Here is a 26,576-nt window from a genome sequence, read left to right on the forward strand (position 1 = left end):
CCGAAATTCATCAATTAAGTAAAGAATTGCGCGATTAAAACGCAGCAAAACAGTTTCGGCGCATTGCCCAAGCGTCACGGTACAACCGAACAGGAAGCGCATTCGTAAAGGGGAGACAACAGGATAAACGTCAGGACGTTATCTGAAGCGAGGGTCCCAAACGGCGGCGGGGCAACAGGCAGAAGCTACTCTGCGGCATAATTATAACACCCTCACAAAAAATATGCGGAAAACATTTAGGCATTGGGCATAAAGAGCGTTCTCGGTACCCAGAAGTCGCGCGGGAGCTTCTCCTGACGGCTGGCATCCAGCTGTTCGATGTACTGGCGTCGCGGGATTTCAACAGCCCCCAGGGAGGCCGTGTGCTCGTTGAGCACCTGACAATCGATCAGGCGTCCGCCGCGCTGGGCAAACGCCTCGCAGAAGACCAACAGAGCGGTTTTCGAGGCGTTAACCGCGCGAGAGAACATCGACTCGCCGCAAAACAGCGTCCCCTGCGCCACGCCGTACATGCCGCCGACGAGTGCTCCGCCTTCCCACACCTCGATGGAGTGGGCGTAGCCAAGCTCATGGAGCTGGTGGTAGGCGGTAATGATATCGCGGGTTATCCATGTCCCTTCATAGCGGTCTTCGGCACAGCCTTCAATGACCTGACCAAAGGCGTGATTGAGGGTGACGCGGTAGGGTGATTTCGCATGGAAACGCTTCATGCTGCGGCTCGCGTGAAACTGCGCTGGCCACAGCACGGCACGCGGATCGGGGGACCACCATAAAATCGGATCGCCCGGGGAAAACCAGGGGAAGATACCGCGCTGGTACGCCATTAATAGCCGAGCGGGGCTGAGGTCACCTCCAAGGGCCAGCAGCCCGTTGGGCTCACGCAGCGCCCCTTCCGGAGAAGGGAACGCGATGTTATGACGAGAAAGCTGGACCAGGCGCATGACAGCAAAACTCCAGTACGCGAGTAAGGACGCTACAAATATAGTCTACAGACGCTGTTTAAACTGGTAGTAGCGACCCTGTTTCGCCAACAGCTCTGCGTGACTACCTTGCTCAATAATGTGTCCGTTGTCCATCACAATTATCCGATCAAAACTCGCCAGTCCGCGCAGGCGGTGTGTGACCATCAGCACGGTTTTGCCGGTCATGGCATTCGCCAGTAAATCAAGGATTTGGCTTTCGGTTGTGGCATCCAGCCCTTCGGTGGGTTCGTCGAGCAGCATCAGCGGCGCATCGTGCAGCAGCGCGCGCGCAATAGCCAGACGGCGCAGTTCACCGCCGGAGAGCTGACGGCCGCCTTCGCCCAGCCAGCTGTTCAGCCCGTCGTCCTCAAGCAGTTTTTGCAGCCCGACCTGCTCCAGCACGGCGCGAAGCGCATCATCAGAGGCCTCTGGCGCGGCCAGCAGCAGGTTATCGCGCAGGGTGGCGCTAAACAGATGCACGCGCTGCGGAACGACGCTCACCGTCTTGCGCAGGGCCTGCTCGCTGAAATCGTTCAGCAACGTGTTATTAAAACGAATATGGCCGCGCTGCGGATCCCAGGCGCGGGTCAGCAACTGCAGCAGCGTCGATTTACCGCAGCCGGTACGGCCGAGGATCGCCATCCGCTGACCTGCGTTAACAGAAAAGTTGATACCGTCCAGCGCGTTCTGCGCCTGTTTGTCATAGGCGAAGGTGACATCTTCAAGCGTCAGCGCAACCTGCTCTGGTACCGCGGTCTGCCCGGCACTGAACGTGACTTCAGGCTCCTGCTCGGCAATCTGCGTGATGCGCAGGGCAGAGGCGATCACCTGGCCCAGATGCTGGAAGGCGCCCGTTACCGGGGCTAGCGCCTCAAACGCCGCCAGCGCGCAGAAGACGAAAAGGGCAATAAGAGGACCCGGCTGTGAATTCCCCCCGACATCGCCGGAAGCCAGCCACAGCATGGCAATCACCGCCACGCCGCCGATTAACATCATCAGGGCCTGAGAGAAGGCCGTCAGCTCCGACTGGCGGCGCTGGGCCTCATGCCAGTTAAGCTCCGTACTTTCCATCCGGGCGCGATAGCGCTTGCTGGCGCCAAAAATCGTCAGCTCTGCCTGCCCCTGAAGCCAGGAGGTGAGCTGCTGGCGGTAGTCCCCGCGCAGGCGCGTCAGGTTTTCCCCGGTAGATTTCCCGGCGCGGTAAAACAGCGGCGGCAGTATGATGAGCGTCAGCAGCATGATCCCGCCCAGCGTAAGCGCAACGGAAACATCCAGAACAGACAGCCCCAGCGTGACCACCACAATCACCACAAACGCGCCAACGATCGGGGAAATCACGCGCAGGTAAAGGTGATCCAGCGTGTCGACATCCGCAACGACACGGTTAAGTAGCTCACCCTGACGAAAACGCGCCAGCCCGGCAGGGGAGAGGGGCAGCAGTTTGCTGAAGGTGTAGATGCGCAGGTGCTGCAGCACGCGGAAAGTGGCGTCGTGGCTGACCAGCCGTTCGAAATAGCGTCCGGCAGTCCGCGTGATAGCGGTACCGCGAACACCGGCAGCCGGGAGCATATAGTTGAAGCTGTATAAACCGGCAAAGCCCGCGACGGCCGAGGCCGACAGGAACCAGCCGGAAAGCGTGAGCAGGCCAATGCTGGCGAGCAGCGTGACAATCGCCAGCACAATCCCCAGCGTCAGCATCCATTTGTGGCGTTTATAGAGCGCAAGATAAGGCAGCAGAGCACGCATCAGATGTCCTCCTGACGGTTCGCCAGCAGGGCGGCAAACGGTCCCTGCGCGGCAACGAGAGAGGCGTAATCGCCTTGCTCAACAATACGGCCGTTCTCCATGACCCAGATCTGGTCCCAGTCGGCAATCCCCTCCAGCTGATGGGTGACCATCAGGGTGGTTTGCTGCCGGGAGGCGGCGTTCAGGGCCTCCATTACGCGCTGTTCGCTGTGGGCGTCCAGGCTGGCGGCGGGCTCATCCAGCAGCATCAGTTGGCAAGGATTCAACAACGCGCGGGCAACCGCCACACGCTGCGCCTGTCCGACCGACAGCCCGGCGGACTGATCGCCGACCACGGTATCTACCCCCTGCGAAAGCAGCGGCAGAAACTCGCTTACCCAGGCGCGGTCGAGCACCGATTGCAGTTCATCTTCACGCGCGTCCGGGCGCGCCAGCAGAACGTTTTCACGCAGCGTAGAGGCTGGAAGCTGCGGGTTTTGTCCTACCCAGCTGAGCTGTTTACGCCAGGCGTCTGGATCGAGGTTGCGCAGTTCGGTTTTGTTGATCCGCAGTGAACCCGTGTAGGCCATAAAGCCGGATAGCGCATTCAGCAGCGAGCTTTTACCGGAACCGCTGGTGCCGACGAGCACCACCCGTTGTCCGGCAGGCAAGGTAAAGTTCAGCGGACCCGCGAGCACTTTGCCTTCCGGTGACAGAATGGAAAAGTCCTGTGCTTCGATGGTCACGGGGTCTTTAGCATTCAGCGTCACGTCACCCCGCTCCGGGTGAGCCAGCGGCGTTTCAAGGAACGTTTTCAGGCTATCGGCTGCGCCAACCGCCTGCGCTTTGGCGTGATAGAAGGTCCCCAGATCGCGGAGCGGCTGGAAAAATTCCGGGGCCAGGATCAGCGCCAGGAAGCCGGCAGAAAGGGTCACCGCCGTGCCGTAATGGCCGAAATCCAGCGCGCCAAGGTAGGAGAAGCCAAAGTAGACCGCCACGAGGGCAATCGACAGCGAGGTAAAGAATTCCAGTACGCCGGAGGATAAGAAGGCAAGGCGTAATACTTCCATGGTGCGCTGACGAAAGTCCTGCGATGCCCGGCGAATATTTTCGGTTTCCGCTTCACCGCGGCCAAAAATGCGTAACGTCTCCATGCCGCGCAGACGATCGAGGAAATGGCCGCTCAGGCGACCCAGTGCCAGGAAGTTACGGCGGTTGGCATCCGCTGCCCCCATACCGACCAGCGCCATAAACAGTGGGATCAGCGGGGCGGTGCCCATCAGAATCAGCGCAGCCATCCAGTTCACCGGGAAGATGGCGATCACAATCAGCAGCGGAACGAAGACGGCAAGGGCCATTTGCGGCAGATAGCGCGCATAGTAGTCGTGCATATCGTCAATCTGCTCAAGGATCAGCGTCGCCCAGCTACCGGCCGGTTTACCCTGGATCCACGCGGGCCCCGCTTCCTGAAGGCGATCGAGCACCTGACGGCGGATCTCGTAGCGGATGTGCTGTCCGGCGTGAAAACCGACGCGCTCACGCAGCCACACCACCCAGGCGCGCAGGATAAAAATCAGGATCAGGACAATAAAAGGCAGCAACAGCGCTTCGCGCGGGATGTTCTCCATGATCATGTGATTAAGAATGCGGGCCAGCAGCCATGCCTGGGCAACAATCAACAGACCGCTAACGAACCCCAGGAGACGGGAAATCGTAAGCCAGCGGCGGGAAATAACGCTTTGCTGTTTCAGCCAGCGTGTTAACTCTTGTTGACGGGTTTTTTCCATTGCGTACTTTGCAGGTGACGTTATTAGAAATTGGGCAGCGCAATGTTACAACGGGGAGACAATAAAGGCGACTTATCGCCGCCTTTATTTACGTTTGTTACTGACTTGTAAAGATTATTTACCTTGTTCAGCCAGTCCATCGAGGTAGCGCTCAGCGTCCAGCGCGGCCATACAGCCGGTGCCAGCAGAGGTAATCGCCTGACGATAAATATGGTCCATCACGTCGCCGGCCGCGAACACGCCCGGGATGCTGGTCTGGGTAGCGTTACCGTGAATGCCGGACTGCACTTTGATGTAGCCATTTTCCAGCTCCAGCTGACCGTCGAAGATCGCGGTGTTCGGGCTGTGACCGATCGCCACAAACAGACCCGCCACTTCAAGCGTTTCGACGTTGTCGGTGTTCTGGGTATCACGGATACGCAGACCGGCAACGCCCATCTGGTCGCCCGTCACCTCTTCCAGGGTACGGTTGGTATGCAGCACGATGTTGCCGCTGGCCACTTTATCCATCAGGCGTTTGATCAGAATCTTCTCCGCGCGGAAAGTTTCGCGACGGTGGATCAGGTGCACTTCAGAGGCAATGTTCGCCAGGTAGAGCGCTTCTTCTACTGCGGTGTTGCCGCCGCCGATGACCGCGACTTTCTGATTGCGGTAGAAGAAACCGTCACAGGTTGCGCAGGCAGAGACGCCGCGACCTTTGAACGCTTCTTCGGATGGCAGACCGAGATAACGGGCAGAGGCGCCGGTGGCAACGATCAGCGCGTCACAGGTGTATTCGCCGCTGTCGCCCGTCAGGCGGAACGGACGGTTCTGCAGATCGACCTTATTGATGTGGTCGAACAGAATTTCGGTTTCGAATTTGGCGGCATGCTCGTGCATACGTTCCATCAGCAGCGGCCCGGTCAGGTCGTTCGGGTCCCCTGGCCAGTTTTCCACTTCGGTGGTGGTGGTCAGCTGACCGCCTTTTTCCATTCCGGTGATGAGTACCGGGTGCAGGTTAGCGCGTGCAGCATAGACCGCTGCGGTATATCCCGCAGGTCCAGAACCAAGGATTAGCAGCTTACTGTGTTTGGCCGTGCCCATGAGATCCCCATTGTTGTTGGCAGACATTTGGCTGGATTGTAGGGAATTTGTTGTCGTAAAAAAAGAGCGCAGCAATTTTGATATCAATCTGTGTAATAGCCACGGACGATGAGTGGCGCGCTATAACATCACGCTTTCGCCTGAAAACCGGTCGTTTGTAAGGCAATAAAATGAGGATTAATACCCTGCCGTAATGAATATCCGGCATGTTGTACTAAAAAACGATGTTTTGCTTTGACAATCCCCTGCGCTTTTGCGAAAACATTCAAGGAAGAAAAAAACCGCGTTAACCGTATGCCGCATAGGCATGCACGTAAATGCCATTTTTACCAGGTCAGTGAAATCTACGCATGGCGTGGACAGACGCCATACGTGATGTCGGTGACTGCCTTCGGGCAACGGTCTTCTTACCAACAGAACCCGAATCCGCATCGCGTCTAATACAAAACCAGGCGATGTGATGACTAACGGGTACAGGCTCTGAACAGTGATGTGCACAGGGTCCAGGCAGGAGTAGGGAAGGAATACAGAGAGACAATAATAATGGTAGATAGCAAGAAGCGCCCTGGCAAAGATCTCGACCGTATCGATCGTAACATTCTTAATGAATTGCAAAAGGATGGGCGTATTTCCAACGTCGAGCTTTCAAAACGTGTGGGACTTTCCCCGACGCCGTGCCTTGAGCGTGTGCGCCGACTCGAAAGACAGGGTTTCATTCAGGGCTATACTGCTCTGCTGAACCCGCATTATCTGGATGCCTCACTTCTGGTATTTGTTGAGATTACTCTGAATCGTGGTGCGCCGGATGTGTTTGAGCAATTTAACGCCGCTGTACAAAAACTTGAAGAAATTCAAGAGTGTCATCTGGTATCCGGTGATTTCGACTACCTGTTGAAAACCCGTGTACCTGATATGTCCGCCTACCGTAAGCTGCTGGGGGAAACCCTGCTGCGTCTGCCAGGCGTGAACGACACCCGTACGTATGTGGTGATGGAAGAGGTCAAACAGAGCAATCGTCTGGTTATTAAGACGCGCTAACACGGAACAGGTGCAAAATCAGCGTAGTTTGATTACACTCCTGTTAATCCATACAGCAACAGTGCCGGGGAGTCCCGGCGCTGTTGTCCGTTTTAGCAAAAAGGCAGGATATGCCTGATACCTGGAGAGCCTTTTTTGAGCCAGGAATACACTGAAGACAAAGAAGTCACACTATCGAAGCTAAGCAGCGGACGTCGTCTCCTCGAGGCTTTGCTGATTGTTATTGCCCTTTTTGCCGTCTGGCTGATGGCAGCCTTACTCAGTTTCAACCCCTCAGATCCCAGCTGGTCACAAACTGCATGGCATGAGCCTATCCATAATTTAGGCGGTGTCCCCGGTGCCTGGCTTGCGGACACGCTGTTTTTCATTTTCGGTGTGATGGCCTACACCCTTCCCGTTATTATCATTGGCGGATGCTGGTTTGCGTGGCGTCATCGTCAGAACGATGATTACATCGACTATTTTGCCGTGTCGCTGCGCCTGATTGGCGCGCTGGCGCTGATCCTCACCTCGTGCGGGCTGGCGGCAATCAATGCGGATGATATCTGGTACTTCGCCTCTGGCGGGGTGATCGGCAGTTTACTCAGTTCTGCGCTGCAGCCGATGCTGCACAGCAGCGGCGGCACGCTGGCGCTGCTGTGTATCTGGGCGGCCGGGCTGACGCTGTTCACCGGCTGGTCCTGGGTGAGCATTGCCGAGAAGATCGGCAGTTTTATCCTCACCATTCTGACCTTCGCCAGCAACCGTACCCGCCGTGACGATACGTGGGTTGATGAAGACGAATACGAAGATGAAGAGGAAGATGACGCGCCTGTGCAGCGTCGCGAGTCTCGTCGTGCGCGTATTCTGCGCGGCGCGCTGGCCCGTCGTCAGCGTGTTGCTGAGAAATTTGCCAACCCGCTGGGTCGTAAAACCGATGCGGCGCTCTTCTCCGGTAAGCGCATGGATGAAGACGAGCAGGTGGCGTATCGCGCTGCAGGTGTCGCCGTCGATCCTGACGATGTGCTGTTCTCCGGCAGCCGGGCCACTCCGGGTGACTTCGACGAATACGATCCGCTGTTAAATGGCCATTCGGTTACCGAGCCGGTTGCGGCCGCCGCCGCCGCGACGACCGCTGCCCAGGCGTATGCCGCGCCTGTCGACGCCGTGATGCCATCCGCGCCGGTTTCGCCGCCGGAATCCGTTATTCAGCAGCCTCAGGTTGACTGGCAGACTGCGCCAGGCGTTCACACGCCGGAGCCTGTTATCGCGCCTGAACCTGAAAGCTACATTCCTGTGCAGCAGGAGCAGTGGCAGCAGCCTTATCAGCCGCCGCAGCCTGCGTATGAACCGCAAGATTACCCGCACTATGAACAGCCTGTGGCCCAACCTTATCAGGAGTATGTGCCTGAGCCGGTTGAACCTGTGCAGCCTTATGTAGAGCCGCAGCCTGAACCTGAAATCGTGGAAGAGGTAAAACCCTCTCGTCCACCGATGTACTATTTTGAAGAAGTTGAAGAGCGTCGCGCGCGTGAACGCGAGCAGCTGGCGGCCTGGTACCAGCCTGTGCCTGAACCGGTGCAGGAGCCGGTGACGAAAGCGCCTTCTGTTTCCGTTCCACCGATCGACCCGACGCCTGCAGTCGCACCCGTAGCGGAAAGCGTGAAGCAGGCTACCGCGGCCGCTGCCGTAGCTGCACCTGTATTTAGCCTGGCAACAGGGGGCACGCCACGTCCTCAGGTGAAGGAGGGGATTGGTCCGCAACTGCCTCGCCCTAACCGCGTTCGTGTACCCACCCGCCGTGAGCTTGCCTCTTATGGCATCAAGCTGCCTTCCCAGCGTATGGCCGTAGAGAAAGCGCGCGAGCCAGAGTATGAAGATGACGCCGATGAAATGCAGCAGGACGAGTTGGCCCGCCAGTTCGCTGCGCAGCAGAATCAACGCTACGGTGAAGAATATCAGCACGATGAACCGGTGCTGGAAGACGAAGAGGACGCGGCTGAAGCAGAACTGGCGCGCCAGTTTGCTGCCACTCAACAGCAGCGCTATTCCGGTGAGCAACCGGCTGGTGCAAATCCGTTCTCGCTGTCGGATTTTGAATTCTCGCCGATGAAGGATCTGGTGGATGATGGCCCGAGCGAGCCGTTATTTACCCCGAGCGTGATGCCGGAAGCGGAGCCTGTGCGCCAGCAGCCAGCACCACAGGCCTACGCGCAGCCGCACCAGCCTGTTCAGCAGCCGTATGCGCAGCAGCATCAACCTGTTCAGCAACCGCAGCAATCGCAGCAGCCACCGCAGTTCCAGCAGCCTGCGCCTCAGCCGCAGGAAAGTCTGATTCACCCGCTGCTGATGCGTAACGGTGACAGCCGTCCGCTGCAGCGTCCAAGCACGCCGCTGCCGTCTCTGGATCTGTTAACGCCGCCGCCGTCAGAAGTTGAGCCGGTCGATACCTTCGCGCTTGAGCAGATGGCGCGTCTGGTGGAAGCACGTCTGGCTGACTTCCGTATCAAGGCGGACGTGGTGAACTACTCGCCGGGTCCTGTGATTACCCGTTTTGAACTGAACCTGGCGCCCGGCGTTAAAGCCGCGCGTATTTCCAACCTGTCCCGCGACCTGGCGCGTTCTCTGTCGACCGTGGCGGTGCGTGTGGTGGAAGTAATACCGGGCAAACCGTACGTTGGCCTTGAGCTGCCGAACAAGAAACGTCAGACCGTCTACCTGCGTGAAGTGCTGGATAACACCAAATTCCGCGATAACCCATCTCCGCTGACCGTGGTGTTGGGTAAAGATATCGCGGGCGATCCGGTCGTGGCCGATCTCGCCAAAATGCCTCACCTGCTGGTAGCGGGTACCACCGGTTCCGGTAAGTCAGTCGGTGTGAACGCCATGATCCTCAGCATGCTCTATAAAGCGCAGCCGGAAGATGTGCGTTTCATCATGATCGACCCGAAAATGCTCGAACTGTCGGTCTACGAAGGCATCCCGCATCTGCTGACCGAAGTGGTCACCGACATGAAAGACGCCGCCAACGCCCTGCGCTGGAGCGTCAACGAGATGGAACGCCGCTACAAGCTGATGTCTGCGTTGGGCGTGCGTAACCTGGCCGGTTATAACGAGAAAATTGCCCAGGCTGTGCGCATGGGGCGTCCGATCCCGGATCCTTACTGGAAGCCGGGTGACAGCATGGATGCCCAGCATCCGGTGCTGGAAAAACTGCCTTATATCGTCGTGCTGGTCGATGAATTCGCTGACCTTATGATGACCGTCGGTAAGAAAGTAGAAGAGTTGATTGCCCGTCTGGCGCAGAAAGCGCGTGCGGCCGGTATTCACCTTGTGCTGGCGACCCAGCGTCCTTCCGTGGACGTTATCACCGGTCTTATCAAAGCGAACATTCCGACGCGTATCGCCTTTACCGTATCCAGTAAAATTGACTCCCGTACCATTCTTGACCAGGGCGGCGCAGAGTCGCTGCTGGGTATGGGTGACATGCTCTATTCAGGCCCGAACTCCACCTCTCCGGTGCGCGTCCACGGTGCGTTTGTACGCGATGAGGAAGTTCACGCCGTCGTGCAGGACTGGAAAGCGCGCGGTCGTCCGCAATACGTTGACGGTATTACCAGCGACACGGAAAGCGAAGGCGGCGGCGGTGGCTTCGACGGCGGCGAAGAGCTGGATCCGTTATTCGATCAGGCGGTTAACTTCGTTACCGAAAAACGCAAAGCGTCCATCTCAGGCGTGCAGCGTCAGTTCCGCATCGGCTATAACCGCGCGGCGCGCATCATCGAGCAGATGGAAGCGCAGGGCATTGTGAGCGAACAGGGGCATAACGGTAACCGCGAGGTGCTGGCACCGCCGCCGTTTGATTAACCTTCAGCGATTGCAAAGAAGGGTAAATCAGCCAAAATTAAGCATTTTCTTCTGTCGCCTGCCTTCGGGCAGGTCCAGAATAGAAGACGGAAACCCCATATCGGGAAGACGTATTTTAAGGAATAACAATGAAAAAAATCGCCATCGCCTGTGCATTACTCACCAGTTTTGTCGCCAGTAGCGTCTGGGCTGATGCAGCCAGCGACCTTAAAAGCCGACTGGATAAAGTAAGCAGCTTCCACGCCAGCTTCACGCAAAAAGTGACGGACGGCAGCGGCAACGCGGTGCAGGAAGGTCAGGGAGATTTGTGGGTAAAACGCCCGAATCTGTTCAACTGGCACATGACCCAGCCGGATGAAAGCATCCTGGTCTCTGACGGTAAAACCTTATGGTTCTTCAACCCGTTCGTTGAGCAGGCAACGGCGACCTGGCTGAAAGATGCCACCAGCAATACGCCGTTTATGCTGATTGCCCGTAACCAGTCCAGCGACTGGCAGCAGTACAATATTAAACAGACGGGTGACGAGTTTGTCCTGACGCCGAAAGGCAGCAACGGCAACCTGAAGCAGTTCACCATTAACGTAAGCACCAACGGTACGATTAATCAGTTCGGCGCGGTTGAGCAGGACGATCAGCGCAGCAGCTACCAGCTCAAGTCTCAGCAGAACGGCGCCGTTGATGCATCGAAATTCACCTTTACCCCGCCGCAGGGCGTAACGGTGGACGACCAACGCAATAAGTAAGAGGCGTGAGTGGGCAATCTGTCGCTCGATTTTTCAGATAACGCGTTTCAACCTCTGGCCGCCCGTATGCGGCCAGAAAATTTAGCGCAGTACATCGGACAGCAGCATCTGCTGGCTGCCGGTAAGCCATTGCCGCGCGCCATTGAGGCCGGGCATCTTCACTCCATGATCCTCTGGGGACCCCCTGGCACCGGCAAGACTACGCTTGCAGAAGTGATCGCCCGCTATGCCAACGCGGACGTCGAACGTATCTCGGCGGTCACCTCCGGCGTGAAAGAGATCCGTGAGGCGATCGAGCGTGCGCGGCAGAACCGCAATGCCGGGCGGCGTACCATCCTCTTCGTGGACGAAGTCCACCGCTTCAACAAGAGCCAGCAGGATGCCTTCCTGCCGCATATTGAAGACGGCACGATCTTCTTCATCGGTGCGACCACCGAAAACCCGTCGTTTGAACTGAACTCGGCGCTACTTTCCCGCGCGCGCGTTTACCTGCTCAAATCGCTCACCACCGATGATATCGAAAAGGTTCTCACCCAGGCGATGGACGACAAAGCGCGCGGCTACGGCGGACAGGATATCGTTCTGCCTGACGACACGCGTCGTGCAATTGCCGAGCTGGTCAACGGCGATGCGCGTCGTGCGCTGAATACGCTGGAAATGATGGCCGATATGGCCGAAATCGACGATGCAGGGAAGCGGGTGCTGAAACCGGAACTGCTCACCGAAATTGCGGGGGAGCGCAGCGCGCGTTTCGATAACAAAGGCGACCGTTTTTACGACCTGATCTCGGCGCTGCATAAGTCCGTGCGCGGCAGCGCGCCGGATGCGGCGCTTTACTGGTACGCGCGCATTATCACTGCGGGCGGCGATCCGTTATATGTCGCGCGTCGCTGTCTGGCGATTGCGTCAGAAGATATCGGCAATGCCGATCCTCGCGCTATGCAGGTTGCGCTGTCGGCCTGGGACTGCTTCACCCGCGTTGGGCCCGCGGAAGGCGAACGTGCCATTGCGCAGGCGATTGTCTATCTGGCCTGTGCGCCGAAAAGTAATGCGGTTTATACCGCGTTTAAAGCGGCGATGTCGGATGCGCGTGAACGTCCGGACTACGATGTGCCGGTTCACCTGCGTAACGCGCCGACCAAACTGATGAAAGAGATGGGATATGGGCAGGAGTATCGTTACGCTCATGATGAACCCAATGCCTACGCCGCCGGGGAGGAATATTTCCCGCAGGAGATGGCACAAACGCGCTATTATCACCCCACAAACAGAGGTCTTGAAGGCAAGATTGGTGAAAAGCTCACCTGGCTCGCCGGACAGGATCAAAATAGCCCTATAAAACGCTACCGTTAGTTCAATCGTTGCGGTAATGTTGGCAATGTATCCTTGTGGCCGCAGGCTGTGGTCACATTTTCCTATTTTAATTCGATAAGCACAGGATAAGCATGCTCGATCCCAATCTGCTGCGTAATGAGCCAGACGCAGTCGCTGAAAAACTGGCACGCCGGGGCTTTAAGCTGGATGTAGATAAGCTGCGCGCTCTCGAAGAGCGTCGTAAAGTTCTGCAGGTACAAACTGAAAATCTGCAGGCAGAGCGTAACTCTCGATCGAAATCCATCGGCCAGGCGAAAGCGCGCGGGGAAGATATTGAGCCATTACGCCTGGAAGTGAACAAACTGGGTGAAGAACTGGATCAGGCAAAAGCTGAGCTGGACGTTCTTCAGGCCGAGATTCGTGATATTGCCCTGGCTATCCCGAATATTCCTGACGACAGCGTGCCTGTCGGCAAAGATGAAAACGACAACGTTGAAGTGAAACGCTGGGGTACACCTCGTGAGTTTGACTTCGAAGTGCGCGATCACGTGACGCTGGGCGAAATGCACGCGGGGCTGGACTTTGCGGCAGCGGTTAAGCTGACCGGCTCCCGTTTTGTGGTGATGAAAGGCCAGATTGCCCATCTGCACCGCGCGCTGGCGCAGTTCATGCTGGATCTGCACACCGAGCAGCATGGCTACAGCGAAACCTACGTGCCGTATCTGGTCAACCACGATACGCTGTACGGTACGGGCCAGCTGCCGAAATTTGCCGGCGATCTGTTCCATACCCGTCCGCTGGACGAGGAAGCAGACAGCAGCAACTACGCGCTGATCCCAACCGCTGAAGTGCCGCTGACTAACCTCGTGCGTGATGAGATCATTGATGAAGACGACCTGCCAATTAAGCTGACGGCACACTCTCCGTGCTTCCGTTCTGAAGCAGGTTCTTACGGTCGCGACACGCGCGGTCTGATCCGTATGCACCAGTTCGACAAAGTTGAGATGGTGCAGATCGTCCGTCCTGAAGAGTCCATGGACGCGCTGGAAGAGATGACCGGTCACGCTGAGAAAGTGCTGGAGCTGCTGGGTCTGCCGTACCGTCGTATGGCCCTGTGCACCGGTGATATGGGCTTTGGCGCCTGCAAAACCTTCGATCTGGAAGTGTGGGTGCCTGCGCAGAACACCTATCGTGAGATCTCCTCCTGCTCTAACGTCTGGGATTTCCAGGCGCGTCGTATGCAGGCACGCTGCCGCAGCAAATCTGACAAGAAAACCCGTCTGGTGCATACCCTGAACGGTTCTGGTCTGGCTGTGGGCCGTACGCTGGTTGCCGTGCTGGAAAACTATCAGCAGGCAGATGGTCGTATTGAGATCCCTGAAGTGTTGCGTCCATACATGAAAGGCCAGCAGTACATCGGCTAATTCTTTGCCTCACAACAAAAAAGCGCCTTTTGGCGCTTTTTTTATGCCGCGGAATTGATACGACGCAATACCCCCTCCCTCTAAAGTAGTAATACTCCTCCGAATGAAAGTCAGCATAAATAGCTGATTACGTAAAAATTCGTTGTATATAAAACTACATAGCGGTTTTGCGCCGCCACTATTTTCTTTGTGAGCAACCAAAGTGAGTCTCTATGAAAATCAACGCGCCTGAAGCATTAATGGCTGCCGAGGTCACTCGCCGTGGGTTGATGAAAACCACGGCAATAGGCGGCCTGGCCGTAGCCAGCAGCGCTTTCACGCTCCCTTTTACCCGACTGGCCTCAGCGGCGGATGCATTATCCCCAGCTTCAGCTCCGGAAAAAGTGGTGTGGAGTGCCTGTACCGTTAACTGCGGTAGCCGTTGTCCGCTGCGTATGCACGTGGTGGATGGCGAAATTAAATATGTCGAAACCGACAATACCGGGGACGATAACTATGAAGGGTTACATCAGGTTCGCGCCTGCTTGCGCGGCCGCTCCATGCGTCGTCGCGTGTATAATCCGGACCGCCTGAAATATCCGATGAAGCGCGTCGGTAAGCGTGGTGAAGGGAAGTTCGAGCGGATTAGCTGGGATGAAGCCTACGACATTATCGCCACCAATATGCAGCGCCTTATCAAAGAGTACGGCAACGAATCCATCTACCTGAACTACGGCACCGGGACGCTCGGCGGTACGCTGACCCGCTCCTGGCCACCGGGTAAAACGCTGGTGGCACGCCTGATGAACTGCTGCGGCGGTTATCTCAATCACTATGGTGACTACTCATCGGCGCAGATTGCTGCGGGACTCAACTACACCTACGGCGGCTGGGCGGACGGCAACAGCCCGTCTGATATCGAAAACAGTAAGCTGGTGGTGTTGTTCGGTAATAACCCGGGCGAAACCCGCATGAGCGGCGGCGGGGTAACCTATTACCTCGAACAGGCCCGCGCCAAATCCAATGCCCGCATGATCATTATCGATCCGCGCTATACCGATACCGGCGCCGGACGTGAAGACGAGTGGATCCCAATCCGTCCGGGTACCGATGCAGCGCTGGTCTCCGCGCTGGCGTGGGTGATGATCACCGAAAACCTCGTCGATCAGCCTTTCCTGGATAAATACTGTGTCGGCTATGACGAGAAAACCCTGCCAGCTAGCGCGCCTGCTAACGGTCATTACAAAGCCTATATTCTCGGGCAGGGCAGCGACGGCGTGGCGAAAACGCCCGAGTGGGCGTCCACCATCACCGGTATTCCGGCCGAGCGTATCGTTCAGCTGGCGCGTGAGATTGGCTCGGCCAAACCGGCCTACATTAGCCAGGGCTGGGGACCGCAGCGCCATGCGAACGGCGAAATCGCGACCCGTGCGATCTCCATGCTCTCCATTCTGACCGGCAACGTTGGTATTCACGGCGGTAACACCGGCGCGCGTGAAGGCTCGTATGAAGTGCCGTTTGAACGTATGCCGACGCTGGATAACCCTGTTCAGACCAGCATCTCCATGTTTATGTGGACCGATGCGATCGAACGTGGTCCTGAAATGACCGCCCTGCGCGACGGCGTGCGCGGCAAGGACAAGCTGGACGTGCCGATCAAGATGATCTGGAACTATGCCGGTAACTGTCTCATCAACCAGCACTCCGAAATCAACCGCACCCATGAAATCCTGCAGGATGATAAGAAGTGCGAGATGATTGTGGTGATCGACTGCCACATGACCTCCTCGGCGAAATATGCCGATATCCTGCTGCCGGACTGCACCGCCTCTGAGCAGATGGATTTCGCGCTGGACGCCTCCTGCGGCAACATGTCCTACGTGATCTTCACCGATCAGGCGATCAAACCGCGCTTCGAGTGCAAAACCATTTATGAGATGACCTCTGAGCTGGCGAAACGTCTTGGTGTTGAGCAGCAGTTTACCGAGGGACGTACACAGGAAGGGTGGATGCGCCATCTGCATGAACTCTCCCGTAAGGCGGTCCCTGACCTGCCGGATTTCGATACCTTCCGCAAGCAGGGTATTTACAAACAGCGCGATCCGGAAGGGCACCACGTGGCTTACAAAGCGTTCCGTGAAGATCCGCAGGCAAACCCGCTGACCACGCCGTCGGGCAAAATCGAAATCTACTCCGAAGAGCTGGCAAAAATCGCGTCGACCTGGGAGCTGCCGGAAGGGGACGTTATCGATCCGCTGCCGATCTACACGCCAGGTTTCGAAAACTACAACGATCCGCTGACGGCGAAATTCCCGCTGCAGCTGACCGGTTTCCACTACAAAGCGCGCGTGCACTCCACCTACGGTAACGTCGACGTACTCAAGGCCGCCTGCCGTCAGGAGATGTGGATCAACCCGATGGATGCCAAAGCGCGAGGCATCAGCAATGGCGATCGCGTGCGTATCTTCAACGGTCGCGGCGAGGTGCACATTGAAGCTAAGGTGACGCCGCGCATGATGCCAGGCGTAGTGGCGCTGGGAGAAGGGGCCTGGTACAGCCCTGATGCCAACCGCATCGACCAGGCGGGCAGTATTAACGTACTGACCACGCAGCGTCCGTCGCCGCTGGCGAAGGGCAACCCATCCCACACAAACCTTGTCCAGGTTGAAAAGGTTTAAGGAGTAGCCGATGACAACCCAGTATGGATTTTTTATCGATTCCAGCCGTTGCACCGGGTGCAAAACCTGCGAGCTGGCCTGTAAAGATTACAAAGACCTGACCCCGGACGTCAGCTTCCGCCGCATCTACGAATACGCCGGGGGCGACTGGCAGGAAGATAACGGCGTCTTGCATCAGAACGTCTTTGCCTATTACCTGTCGATTGCCTGCAACCACTGTGAAGATCCGGCCTGCACCAAGGTCTGCCCGAGCGGGGCGATGCACAAGCGTGAAGACGGTTTTGTGGTGGTGGATGAAGATGTCTGCATCGGCTGCCGGTACTGCCACATGGCGTGCCCGTACGGCGCGCCGCAGTACAACGCCGCCAAAGGTCATATGACCAAATGCGACGGTTGCCACACCCGCGTGGCGGATGGCAAAAAGCCGATTTGCGTTGAGTCCTGCCCGCTGCGCGCGCTGGACTTCGGTCCTGTTGAAGAGCTGCGTCAAAAACACGGTCAGCTTGCCGCAGTGGCACCGCTGCCGTCTGCGCACTTCACGAAGCCGAGCATTGTGATTAAACCTAACGCCAACAGCCGTCCTACAGGTGACACTACCGGCTACCTGGCAAATCCGAAGGAGGTGTGAGATGGGAAGTGGATGGCATGAATGGCCGCTGATGATCTTCACGGTCTTTGGTCAGTGCGTGGCGGGCGGTTTCATTGTGCTCGCGCTGGCGCTGTTGAAGGGGAATCTCAACGCTGAACAGCAGCAGCGTTTAGTGTTGAGTATGTTTGGCCTGTGGGTGCTGATGGGGATTGGCTTTATCGCCTCTACGCTGCACCTGGGTTCGCCGATGCGCGCGTTTAACTCTCTGAACCGCGTGGGGGCCTCATCCCTTAGTAACGAGATTGCCAGTGGGGCAATTTTCTTTGCCGTCGGGGGGCTGGGCTGGCTGCTGGCCGCTTTGAAGAAATTGCCTGCGGGTCTGCGCAGCCTGTGGCTTATCGTGACCATGGTACTGGGCGTGGTGTTCGTGTGGATGATGGTGCGCGTCTATAACACCATAGATACCGTTCCAACCTGGTACAGCGTCTGGACGCCGATGAGCTTCTTCCTGACGATGTTTATCGGCGGGCCGCTGCTGGGCTACCTGCTGCTGCGCGTGGCGGGCGTAGACGGGTGGGCAATGCGTTTGCTGCCCGCTGTTTCTCTGCTGGCGCTGGTGGTGAGTGCGATGGTCGTCCTGATGCAGGGGGCTGAACTGGCAACCATTCACAGCTCTATCCAGCAGGCTTCTGCCCTGGTGCCGGACTACGGTGCGCTGATGGCCTGGCGTATCGTTCTTCTGGTCGCCGCGCTGGTATTCTGGATTGCCCCTCAGCTCAAAGGCTATCAGCCGGCGCTGCCGCTGCTGTCACTGGCTTTTGTGCTGGTACTGGCGGGTGAACTGATTGGCCGCGGCGTGTTCTACGGGTTGCATATGACCGTAGGTATGGCTATCGCCAGCTAACGTTTCATTGAGTTATATCAAGCCGGGCCTGAGTGCCCGGCTTTTTCTTTTTTCGATCATGAAATTTTTCGACTGTCGTTTTGTTTTAATTTCGCCCATTAATAAATAAAAACAGACACATAATTAATATCTATAGCAGGCGTGGCATTAGCAGGATAAGTTTTTTAAATCGACAGGGAACATATTGTGCGAGGCGGCTAAATCAGTGGATTGACTTTGTTTTTGCCAGTGGCATGATGCGCACGAAATCTGAACTTCCTCACGGTTTTTAATCCATGACCACCTATACCCGGCCAGTGCTTCTGTTGCTCTGTGGCCTGCTTCTGTTGACCCTGGCGATCGCAGTGTTAAATACGCTCGTCCCGCTATGGCTCGCCCATGAAAACTTACCGACCTGGCAGGTGGGTATGGTCAGCTCGTCCTTTTTTACCGGGAACCTGGTGGGTACGCTAATGACCGGGAGCCTGATTAAGCGCTTTGGCTTTAATCGCAGCTATTATCTGGCTTCGCTGATTTTCGCCGCCGGGTGTGCAGGGCTGGGCCTGATGGTCGGCTTCTGGAGCTGGATGGCATGGCGCTTTATCGCTGGCGTAGGCTGCGCGATGATTTGGGTGGTGGTTGAAAGTGCGCTGATGTGCAGCGGCACCTCCCGCAACCGTGGACGCCTGCTGGCGGCCTATATGATGGTTTACTACGTCGGCACCGTGCTGGGGCAACTGATGGTCAGCAAGCTGCCAACCGATCTGATGAGCGTTCTGCCGTGGGTAACGGGCATGGTGCTGGCCGCGATCCTGCCGCTGCTCTTCACGCGCATTGTGAACCAGAACAGCGAGCATCAGGAAGCGACCCACGTCTGGCCGATGCTGAGACTTCGTCATGCGCGTCTGGGCGTTAACGGCTGCATTATCTCGGGGATTGTACTGGGCTCGCTCTACGGCCTGATGCCGCTCTATCTGAATCATCAGGGCGTCAGCGATTCCGGAATTGGTTTCTGGATGGCGGTGATGGTGAGTGCGGGGATCGTCGGGCAGTGGCCGATTGGCCGACTGGCGGATCGTTTCGGCCGTCTGCTGGTCCTGCGCGTTCAGGTCTTTGTGGTGATTATGGGATGCCTTGCGATGCTCAGCAACGCCGCGATGGCGCCTGCGCTGTTTATTCTCGGGGCCGCCGGCTTTACGCTCTATCCGGTCGCGATGGCCTGGGCCTGTGAGAAAGTTGAACATCACCAGCTGGTGGCAATGAACCAGGCGCTGTTACTGAGCTATACCATCGGCAGTTTATTAGGGCCGACGTTTACCGCGATGCTGATGCAGAATTATTCCGATAATTTATTGTTTATCATGATCGCCAGCGTGTCGTTTATTTATCTCTTGATGCTGCTGCGCAAAGCAGGCGAACATCCTACGCCTGTGGCACATGCCTGATTAAATAAAAGCCTGTCGATGACAGGCTTTTTTGTCCCCATCACAACTAAGAGTTTTACTTATTGTTTGTTTATTACGCCAGGCGATAATTCATGTGAGTCCTACCACTATAAGGCAGCAATCATGTCTATTCGTCGTTTTTCCACTACCGCACTTGCCGTAGTGTTGTCTTTAACGTTTGCAACGGCTCCGGTCATGGCTAATCCTGGAAACGGGAATGGCGGTGGTCACGGAAACGGTGGCGGACAAGGTAATGGCGGTAATCATGGTAACGGGAATTCTGGTAACCATGGCAATAAGCAAAATAACGGTCAGGATAACCCTGGAAAATCGGATAAAAGTTTTAAAAGCAGTAAAGATGTCGGTAACGATGTCGACGCTCGCGTGAGCTTCGATCATGCCCGCCACCTGGCGCTGAATTATGGCTTAACGGGCTATGACTCTCTGCCTCCGGGTATCGCGAAAAACCTGGCGCGCGGTAAGCCGTTGCCTCCGGGGATTGCGAAGAAAACCGTGCCGGCCTCAATGCTTGGCCAGCTTCCTTCCTACCCTGGCTATGAATGGCGTGTGGTCGGAGACGACCTGGTCTTAATTGCGCTGAGTACAGCCATCGTGACGTCCGTTATTAACGGCGTCTTTAAATAGAATATAAAAAGGCCCGGTTCTCACCGGGCCTTTTCTTTAATACATCACCTTGTGGCCGTACTGTTCAAGAATACCTTTGACGCGTTCCATCGTCTCTTTTTTCGGCGGCTTCACGCCATCAAGTTTGTACTCTTCGCCCATCGCCACCCATTTATGTTTACCCAGCTCGTGATAGGGCAGAAGCTCGATTTTCTCGACGTTGCCCATGTCGCGGGTAAATTCCCCCAGTCGGTGCGCGGAGTCGTCATCATCTGACCAGCCGGGAACCACCACGTAGCGGATCCAGGTTTTGATGCCTTTATCGGCAATGTATTTGGCAAATTCCAGCGTGCGGTGGTTTGAGACACCAACAAGGTTCTGGTGGATCTCATCGTTCATCTGTTTGAGATCGAGCATCACCAGATCGGTCACTTCAAGCAGCTCGTCGATAACCGGATCGTAACGGCGTACGAAGCCGTTAGTGTCGAGGCAGGTATGAATGCCTTCTTTATGGCAGGCGCGGAACCAGTCGCGGACAAATTCAGCCTGCAGAATCGCTTCACCGCCGGATGCGGTGACGCCGCCGCCGGACGCGTTCATAAAGTGGCGGTAGGTCACCACCTCTTTCATCAAGTCTTCAACGGTCACTTCTTTACCGCCGTGCGTATCCCAGGTGTCACGGTTATGGCAGTACAGGCAGCGCATCAGGCAGCCCTGGAAAAAGGTGATGAAGCGGATACCCGGGCCATCGACGGTGCCACAGGATTCAAAGGAGTGAATGCGACCAATAATTGACATTGCGGTGATATCTCCAGCATCGGCCCGTCCGGGGCCTGAGTATGCACAGCTCAAAGCCGGCTGTGTTGAAGTCTGTTTTGGCTGATATCCATAGAGTATAGATAGCGGACAAAAGAGACTGAGGTGGAGAGGGTGCTAAAAAGGCCCCACTGACGTGGAGCCTTTATTGTACGCTTTTTAACGCGTGATTTCAGTCAATTCCACTTACATGGACTGAGTGAAAGTACGGGTGATAACGTCCTGCTGCTGTTCTTTAGTCAGGGAGTTAAAACGTACTGCGTAGCCAGATACGCGGATGGTCAGCTGAGGATATTTCTCAGGGTGTTCCATCGCGTCGAGCAGCATTTCACGGTTCATGACGTTCACGTTCAGGTGCTGACCACCTTCGATGGACGCTTCGTGGTGGAAGTAACCATCCATCAGACCCGCGAGGTTAGTTTTACGCACTTCGTCGTCTTTACCCAGCGCGTTTGGCACGATAGAGAAGGTGTAAGAGATACCATCTTTCGCGTAAGCAAACGGCAGTTTAGCCACGGAGGTCAGAGAGGCAACCGCACCTTTCTGGTCACGACCGTGCATTGGGTTAGCACCTGGGCCGAATGGCGCGCCAGCACGACGACCGTCTGGGGTGTTACCGGTTTTCTTACCATACACAACGTTAGAGGTGATGGTCAGAACAGACTGAGTCGGGATAGCGTTACGGTAAGTAGTCAGTTTCTGAATTTTCTTCATGAAACGTTCTACCAGGTCAACCGCCATGTCATCAACGCGAGAGTCGTTGTTACCAAACTGCGGATATTCACCTTCGATTTCGAAGTCTACAGCCAGGCCGTCTTCGTCACGAATTGGTTTAACTTTCGCATATTTGATTGCAGACAGGGAGTCAGCAGCAACGGACAGACCTGCGATACCACACGCCATGGTGCGGATAACGTCACGGTCGTGCAGCGCCATCAGAGAGGCTTCGTAGCTGTACTTGTCGTGCATGTAGTGGATAACGTTCAGCGCAGTGACGTACTGTTTAGCCAGCCAGTCCATGAAGTGGTCCATGCGCTCCATGACTTCGTCATAGTTCAGCACATCGCCTTTGATCGGCTCAGATTTAGGACCAACCTGCATTTTCAGTTTTTCATCAACGCCGCCGTTGATTGCGTACAGCATGGTTTTCGCCAGGTTTGCACGCGCACCGAAGAACTGCATTTGTTTACCAACAACCATTGGGCTTACGCAGCAAGCGATAGCGTAATCGTCGTTGTTGAAGTCCGGACGCATCAGGTCATCGTTCTCGTACTGCAGAGAAGAGGTATCGATGGACACTTTAGCCGCGAATTTCTTGAAGTTCAGAGGCAGTTTTTCAGACCACAGAACGGTGATGTTCGGCTCCGGAGAAGGACCCATGGTGTACAGGGTGTTCAGGAAGCGGAAGCTGTTTTTGGTTACCAGAGTACGGCCGTCAACGCCCATACCGCCGATGGATTCAGTTGCCCAGATTGGGTCACCGGAGAACAGCTCATCGTATTCAGGGGTACGCAGGAAGCGAACCATACGCAGTTTCATGACCAGGTGGTCAATCATTTCCTGAGCGTCTTGCTCGGTGATTTTGCCTGCTTTCAGGTCACGTTCGATGTAGGCATCCAGGAAGGTGGATACGCGACCGAAGGACATTGCTGCACCGTTCTGAGACTTAACTGCGGCCAGGTAGCCGAAGTAGGTCCACTGGATAGCTTCCTGAGCGTTGGTAGCAGGACCAGAGATATCGCAGCCATATTTCGCCGCCATCTCTTTGATCTGACCCAGCGCGCGGTGCTGTTCAGCGATTTCTTCACGCAGACGGATAGTCGCTTCCAGGTTTACGCCATTTTCCAGGTCAGACTGCAGGGAAACAAACTGCGCGTACTTGTCTTTCATCAGGAAGTCGATACCGTACAGCGCAACGCGACGGTAGTCACCGATGATACGGCCACGGCCATACGCATCTGGCAGACCAGTCAGAACGCCAGATTTACGGCAGTTCAGAATGTCTTTGGTGTAAACATCGAATACACCCTGGTTGTGGGTTTTGCGGTATTCGGTGAAGATTTTTTTCAGCATTGGATCCAGCTCGCGGTTATACGCTTTGCAGGAACCTTCAACCATTTTGATACCACCGAACGGGATGATTGCGCGTTTCAGTGGTGCTTCAGTCTGCAGACCAACGATTTTCTCAAGGGCTTTGTTGATGTAGCCAGCATCGTGAGAAGTGATGGTGGAAGCAACGGAGGTGTCAAAATCAACTGGCGCGTGAGTGCGGTTTTCCAGTTTAACGCCTTCCATTACGCTGTCCCACAGCTTGGTGGTCGCGTCAGTTGCGCCAGCCAGGAAGGATTCGTCACCTTCATACGGGGTATAGTTTTTCTGAATGAAGTCACGTACGTTTACTTCATTCTGCCAGTCACCTTTCGCAAAACCTTCCCAGGCTGTGGCTAACTTTTCATTAAGCTCGGACATGTAACACCTACCTTCTTAAGTGGATTTTTTATTTACTGCCTGAGAAAACCATCAATGATGATCGTCGCCACGCAGGTAAATGACCCAGTATGTCAACCCAACTAACAGACCCCCACCGATAATGTTCCCGATAGTGACAGGGATCAGGTTATCAGTAATGAAATTCATAATAGTCAGGTGAGAGAAACTTTCCGGGGATGAACCAACTGCGGTCCAGAACTCCGGGCTCGCAAAGTCGCGGATGACAATGCCCATTGGGATCATGAACATATTCGCGATACTGTGCTCAAAGCCGCTGGCAACAAACATCGCAACCGGCAGAACCATAATTAAGGCTTTGTCCATCAGGCTACGACCCGAGTAGCTCATCCATACAGCCAGGCAGACCATCAGGTTAGCGAGGATGCCGAGAGCAACGGCTTCGATAAATGTGTGGTGCATTTTGTGGTCGGCGGTTTGCAGGACGTTAAGGCCCCAGCCACCGTTGGCGGTCATGTACTCGCCAGAAAGCCACATCAACAAAACAAAGAGCAGACAGCCAACCAGGTTACCCACGTAGACGTTAAGCCAGTTACGTGCCAGCTGACCCCAGGTAATTCTTCCGCTGGCCTTTGCCACGACAATCAGCACCGTTGAGGTGAAGAGGTCGGCGCCGCAGATGACGCAGAGAATCAGACCCAGTGAGAAGCAAATGCCGCCAATCAGTTTGGCCATGCCGAAAGGCATTCCGGCAGTACCGGTGGTGGCGGTGATGTAGAAGACGAAAGCGATAGAGATGAACACACCAGCCGTGATCGCCAGATAGAACGTCTTCATCGGGTGTTTCGTTGCTTTATAGACACCCGCTTCTTCGGCAACTTTGGCCATCGCAGCAGGGAGTAAAAGATCAAAAGGGTTGTCAGCTTTCACACTAACTCTCTCTTTATTAAGTCGGCGACGAGATACTAACAAAGCATTATAGAAGAGAAATTGATATAGATCATATCTCGCCTGGCTTATAGGCCCGCAGTGTGTATGGTTTTACAACAAATGCGGAGTAAGTAATTGATTATCCGTATAAAAATAAATTTTAAAAGTTATGAAAAGAGTTGAATTTTTTCGTTCGGCCACCCCTGACGCAGTTAATTAATATGGAGTATTTACCATAAAAAGTAACAGTAAAGCCCAGGTAAATATTATTATATTTACCCATGTTTAACTTTATTATTACAATCAACAGTCATTGCCGAAGAAAATAAAAAACGGGGCAATGAAATTGCCCCGTAATATAGCCCAGACGATTGAATACGCCTACTGCTGGTAATGTTATGTGCGCTTATTTTAACCAGTAAGCGGCTTTTGCTTTCTGCAGCTTTTCGTAGGCCTTCAGCAGCGATTGATGCGCCGGGAAGGCTTTCAGATCGCTATCAACAGCCTGCAGGCCATAGAACGGCGCTTCGCCGCTCAGGGCCGCGCTGGCTGCTTCTACGGCCTCAGCTCCGTACATACGCACGAAAGCATTCAGGTATTGCAGCGGCTCGCGGTCCTCTTCCTGGGCCAGCAGCAACAGGGTTTGCAGGCAGCGGTAATAATTGGTGCGTTCGGCAGAGAAGACAGACTGGTTGAATTCCATGGTCCACTCGGTCCAGGCCAGGGCCTGATCCAAATCGCCACCCGCCAGGGCCAGCATCGCTTTCAGCTCACCGATGCGCAGGGTATACCAGCCGTTGTCTTTACCGGTCGCCAGACCCAGCAGTTCGCGTACGCGGGTGAAGTCATCGTGGCCTTCTTCGTCCAGTTGGGCGATCAGGTTCAGATAATCTTCTTTCTCCCACTCGCTGCCCGGCAGAGCCAGCAGCGTTTCGCGCAGATGGGCACCCATGCTGTTGTTCGCCAGCCACAGATCTTCAGCCGGGTAGATGTCGGACATGCCCGGAACGATAATGCGGCACGCGTAGACGCCAAGATGTTCGTAGTCGGCAATGTAGACTTCCTGATCTTCCGCGTCGAAGATAGCCATCAGCGTGGCGAACTCTTCTTCCGTGGTACCGGCAAAGCTCCAGTCCACGAACGGATAGTCGGCGTCCTGCTTGAACATATCCCAGGAAATTAAACCGCTGGAGTCAATGAAGTGGGTTTCAAGGTTGGTATGCTCGGCCACTTCTTCATCGTCAAACGTTGGCGGAGTGAAGACGTCGAGATCTTTCAGGCTACGGCCCTGCAGCAGCTCGGTAACGGTACGCTCCAGCGCCACGCCGAAGTCAGGGTGCGCCCCGAATGAGGCGAAGCAGGTGCCGTTGGCCGGGTTAAACAGCACCACGCAGATAACCGGATACTTGCCGCCCAGCGAGCCGTCATAGGCAAAGATTGGGAAACCTTCTGCTTCGAGCTTAGCGATGGACTCCACTACGCCCGGGTAGCGCGCCAGCACGTCTGCCGGAATTTCAGGCAGGCTGATGGATTCAGCGATGATGCGGTTTTTAATGTGGCGTTCAAAGACTTCAGACAAACCCTGCACGCGCGCTTCATTGCGGGTGTTACCGGCGGACATACCGTTGGACACATACAGGTTGCCGACGATGTTCATCGGAATATACACGGTCTGCTCGTCAGACTGACGGGTGAACGGCAGGGCGCAGATCCCACGGTCTTCATTGCCAGACTGCAGATCGATCAGCATGCTGGCGGTCAGTTCGTTTTCCGGATCGTAGAAAGCACGCAGGCGCGCGTCGAGAATACCTTCCGGCAGCTCGTCATCTTCGGTCAGCGGGAACCATTTTTCATTTGGATAGTGAACGAACGGGCCGTTAGCGATGGTTTCGCCCAGCCAGAAGTCAGCGAAGAAATAGTTGGTGGACAGACGCTCAAAATACTCACCCAGCGCAGAGGCCAGTGCCGCTTTTTTTGTCGCGCCTTTACCGTTGGTAAAGCACAGGGCACAGTCTTTATCGCGAATATGCACGGACCAGACATGAGGCACCGGATTGAGCCAGGAGGCTTCTTCGATGTTAAAACCCAGGTCGGTCAGTTTCTGCTGGAAGCGAGCGATGGAATCTTCCAGAGCGGCGTCTTTGCCGGGGATAAACGTTTGAGTCATGGCGTTCACTTTTATCGTACGTAAAGCGCGCAATGATACGGGTTTTGCGTGACGGGTGCTATCTTCGGCGAAAATAAAAGGCTGGACTATGCTTA

At 55.6% G+C, this 26,576-nt stretch carries 18 protein-coding genes; 10 read left to right on the forward strand and 8 right to left on the reverse strand.

The genetic code is table 11. The annotated features are described in order from the left end of the window. Positions 1–236 precede the first annotated feature (236 nt). The 4 genes from aat to trxB form a co-directional block, all read right to left on the reverse strand. On the reverse strand, positions 237–941 hold the full coding sequence (aat, locus tag WM95_RS08470; RefSeq protein WP_063408051.1) for a leucyl/phenylalanyl-tRNA--protein transferase: 705 nt from the start codon (positions 939–941) through the stop codon (positions 237–239). A gap of 45 nt (positions 942–986) precedes the next feature. Further along, complete coding sequence (gene cydC, locus WM95_RS08475) at positions 987–2,708, reverse strand: heme ABC transporter ATP-binding protein/permease CydC (RefSeq protein ID WP_063408050.1); 1,722 nt, start codon at positions 2,706–2,708, stop codon at positions 987–989. Beyond that, complete coding sequence (gene cydD / locus WM95_RS08480) at positions 2,708–4,474, reverse strand: heme ABC transporter permease/ATP-binding protein CydD (protein ID WP_023310980.1); 1,767 nt, start codon at positions 4,472–4,474, stop codon at positions 2,708–2,710. Before cydD ends, cydC begins: the two co-directional genes overlap by 1 nt. A 114-nt stretch (positions 4,475–4,588) precedes the next feature. Then, on the reverse strand, positions 4,589–5,557 hold the full coding sequence (trxB, locus tag WM95_RS08485) for a thioredoxin-disulfide reductase (protein WP_023616696.1): 969 nt from the start codon (positions 5,555–5,557) through the stop codon (positions 4,589–4,591). A gap of 543 nt (positions 5,558–6,100) precedes the next feature. Here trxB and lrp point away from each other — a divergent pair. The 10 genes from lrp (at position 6,101) to WM95_RS08540 (ending at position 20,141) form a co-directional block, all read left to right on the forward strand. Further along, on the forward strand, positions 6,101–6,595 hold the full coding sequence (gene lrp, locus WM95_RS08495; RefSeq protein WP_000228469.1) for a leucine-responsive transcriptional regulator Lrp: 495 nt from the start codon (positions 6,101–6,103) through the stop codon (positions 6,593–6,595). A gap of 135 nt (positions 6,596–6,730) precedes the next feature. Next, positions 6,731–10,441 carry a DNA translocase FtsK gene (gene ftsK, locus WM95_RS08500; protein ID WP_063408049.1) on the forward strand — a complete coding sequence of 1,237 codons (3,711 nt, stop codon included), beginning with the start codon at positions 6,731–6,733 and terminating at the stop codon, positions 10,439–10,441. Between the two features lie 128 nt (positions 10,442–10,569). Then, positions 10,570–11,184 (forward strand): outer membrane lipoprotein chaperone LolA, encoded by a 615-nt coding sequence (gene lolA, locus WM95_RS08505; RefSeq protein WP_023310983.1) that lies wholly within the window; start codon positions 10,570–10,572, stop codon positions 11,182–11,184. 9 nt (positions 11,185–11,193) lie between these two features. Next, complete coding sequence (rarA, locus tag WM95_RS08510; RefSeq protein WP_088544726.1) at positions 11,194–12,537, forward strand: replication-associated recombination protein RarA; 1,344 nt, start codon at positions 11,194–11,196, stop codon at positions 12,535–12,537. A 92-nt stretch (positions 12,538–12,629) separates the two neighbouring features. Next, positions 12,630–13,922: a serine--tRNA ligase gene (gene serS / locus WM95_RS08515; RefSeq protein WP_008499983.1), complete on the forward strand. Its 1,293-nt coding sequence runs from the start codon at positions 12,630–12,632 to the stop codon at positions 13,920–13,922. A gap of 212 nt (positions 13,923–14,134) precedes the next feature. Further along, positions 14,135–16,579, forward strand: a complete 2,445-nt coding sequence (dmsA, locus tag WM95_RS08520) for a dimethylsulfoxide reductase subunit A (protein WP_063408047.1) — start codon at positions 14,135–14,137, stop codon at positions 16,577–16,579. Positions 16,580–16,589: 10 nt separating this feature from the next. Then, positions 16,590–17,207 carry a DMSO/selenate family reductase complex B subunit gene (locus tag WM95_RS08525; protein WP_063408046.1) on the forward strand — a complete coding sequence of 206 codons (618 nt, stop codon included), beginning with the start codon at positions 16,590–16,592 and terminating at the stop codon, positions 17,205–17,207. A gap of 1 nt (position 17,208) precedes the next feature. Next, positions 17,209–18,072, forward strand: a complete 864-nt coding sequence (locus WM95_RS08530) for a dimethyl sulfoxide reductase anchor subunit family protein (protein WP_063408045.1) — start codon at positions 17,209–17,211, stop codon at positions 18,070–18,072. Between the two features lie 275 nt (positions 18,073–18,347). After that, positions 18,348–19,496 carry an MFS transporter gene (locus WM95_RS08535; protein WP_063408044.1) on the forward strand — a complete coding sequence of 383 codons (1,149 nt, stop codon included), beginning with the start codon at positions 18,348–18,350 and terminating at the stop codon, positions 19,494–19,496. Positions 19,497–19,619: 123 nt separating this feature from the next. Continuing rightward, the gene (locus WM95_RS08540) at positions 19,620–20,141 is read left to right on the forward strand and encodes an anti-virulence regulator CigR family protein (protein WP_023310990.1); all 522 of its coding nucleotides are present in this window, start codon (positions 19,620–19,622) and stop codon (positions 20,139–20,141) included. A gap of 36 nt (positions 20,142–20,177) precedes the next feature. On the opposite strand, the gene pflA is transcribed toward WM95_RS08540, so the two are convergent. From pflA to ycaO, 4 genes are all read right to left on the reverse strand, one after another. Then, the gene (gene pflA, locus WM95_RS08545; protein WP_023310991.1) at positions 20,178–20,918 is read right to left on the reverse strand and encodes a pyruvate formate lyase 1-activating protein; all 741 of its coding nucleotides are present in this window, start codon (positions 20,916–20,918) and stop codon (positions 20,178–20,180) included. 204 nt (positions 20,919–21,122) lie between these two features. Further along, positions 21,123–23,405 (reverse strand): formate C-acetyltransferase, encoded by a 2,283-nt coding sequence (pflB, locus tag WM95_RS08550; RefSeq protein WP_023332542.1) that lies wholly within the window; start codon positions 23,403–23,405, stop codon positions 21,123–21,125. Positions 23,406–23,456: 51 nt separating this feature from the next. Continuing rightward, entirely contained in the window at positions 23,457–24,314 is an 858-nt protein-coding gene (gene focA, locus WM95_RS08555) for a formate transporter FocA (RefSeq protein WP_008499974.1), read from the reverse strand. 406 nt (positions 24,315–24,720) lie between these two features. After that, complete coding sequence (gene ycaO, locus WM95_RS08560) at positions 24,721–26,481, reverse strand: 30S ribosomal protein S12 methylthiotransferase accessory factor YcaO (RefSeq protein WP_161495989.1); 1,761 nt, start codon at positions 26,479–26,481, stop codon at positions 24,721–24,723. Positions 26,482–26,576: the final 95 nt, after the last annotated feature.

This window comes from Enterobacter cloacae complex sp. ECNIH7, assembly GCF_002208095.1.
Taxonomy (GTDB): domain Bacteria; phylum Pseudomonadota; class Gammaproteobacteria; order Enterobacterales; family Enterobacteriaceae; genus Enterobacter; species Enterobacter cloacae_M.

What these genes read in the sequence shown, in the direction of transcription:
- WM95_RS08540 (WP_023310990.1), top strand. Translation starts at nt 19,620, where the DNA reads ATGTCTATTCGTCGTTTTTCCACTACCGCACTTGCCGTAGTGTTGTCT.
- dmsA (WP_063408047.1), top strand. Translation starts at nt 14,135, where the DNA reads ATGAAAATCAACGCGCCTGAAGCATTAATGGCTGCCGAGGTCACTCGC.
- ycaO (WP_161495989.1), bottom strand. Translation starts at nt 26,481, where the DNA reads ATGACTCAAACGTTTATCCCCGGCAAAGACGCCGCTCTGGAAGATTCC.
- lrp (WP_000228469.1), top strand. Translation starts at nt 6,101, where the DNA reads ATGGTAGATAGCAAGAAGCGCCCTGGCAAAGATCTCGACCGTATCGAT.
- WM95_RS08525 (WP_063408046.1), top strand. Translation starts at nt 16,590, where the DNA reads ATGACAACCCAGTATGGATTTTTTATCGATTCCAGCCGTTGCACCGGG.
- pflA (WP_023310991.1), bottom strand. Translation starts at nt 20,918, where the DNA reads ATGTCAATTATTGGTCGCATTCACTCCTTTGAATCCTGTGGCACCGTC.
- WM95_RS08535 (WP_063408044.1), top strand. Translation starts at nt 18,348, where the DNA reads ATGACCACCTATACCCGGCCAGTGCTTCTGTTGCTCTGTGGCCTGCTT.
- WM95_RS08530 (WP_063408045.1), top strand. Translation starts at nt 17,209, where the DNA reads ATGGGAAGTGGATGGCATGAATGGCCGCTGATGATCTTCACGGTCTTT.
- cydC (WP_063408050.1), bottom strand. Translation starts at nt 2,708, where the DNA reads ATGCGTGCTCTGCTGCCTTATCTTGCGCTCTATAAACGCCACAAATGG.
- serS (WP_008499983.1), top strand. Translation starts at nt 12,630, where the DNA reads ATGCTCGATCCCAATCTGCTGCGTAATGAGCCAGACGCAGTCGCTGAA.
- pflB (WP_023332542.1), bottom strand. Translation starts at nt 23,405, where the DNA reads ATGTCCGAGCTTAATGAAAAGTTAGCCACAGCCTGGGAAGGTTTTGCG.
- lolA (WP_023310983.1), top strand. Translation starts at nt 10,570, where the DNA reads ATGAAAAAAATCGCCATCGCCTGTGCATTACTCACCAGTTTTGTCGCC.
- aat (WP_063408051.1), bottom strand. Translation starts at nt 941, where the DNA reads ATGCGCCTGGTCCAGCTTTCTCGTCATAACATCGCGTTCCCTTCTCCG.
- cydD (WP_023310980.1), bottom strand. Translation starts at nt 4,474, where the DNA reads ATGGAAAAAACCCGTCAACAAGAGTTAACACGCTGGCTGAAACAGCAA.
- trxB (WP_023616696.1), bottom strand. Translation starts at nt 5,557, where the DNA reads ATGGGCACGGCCAAACACAGTAAGCTGCTAATCCTTGGTTCTGGACCT.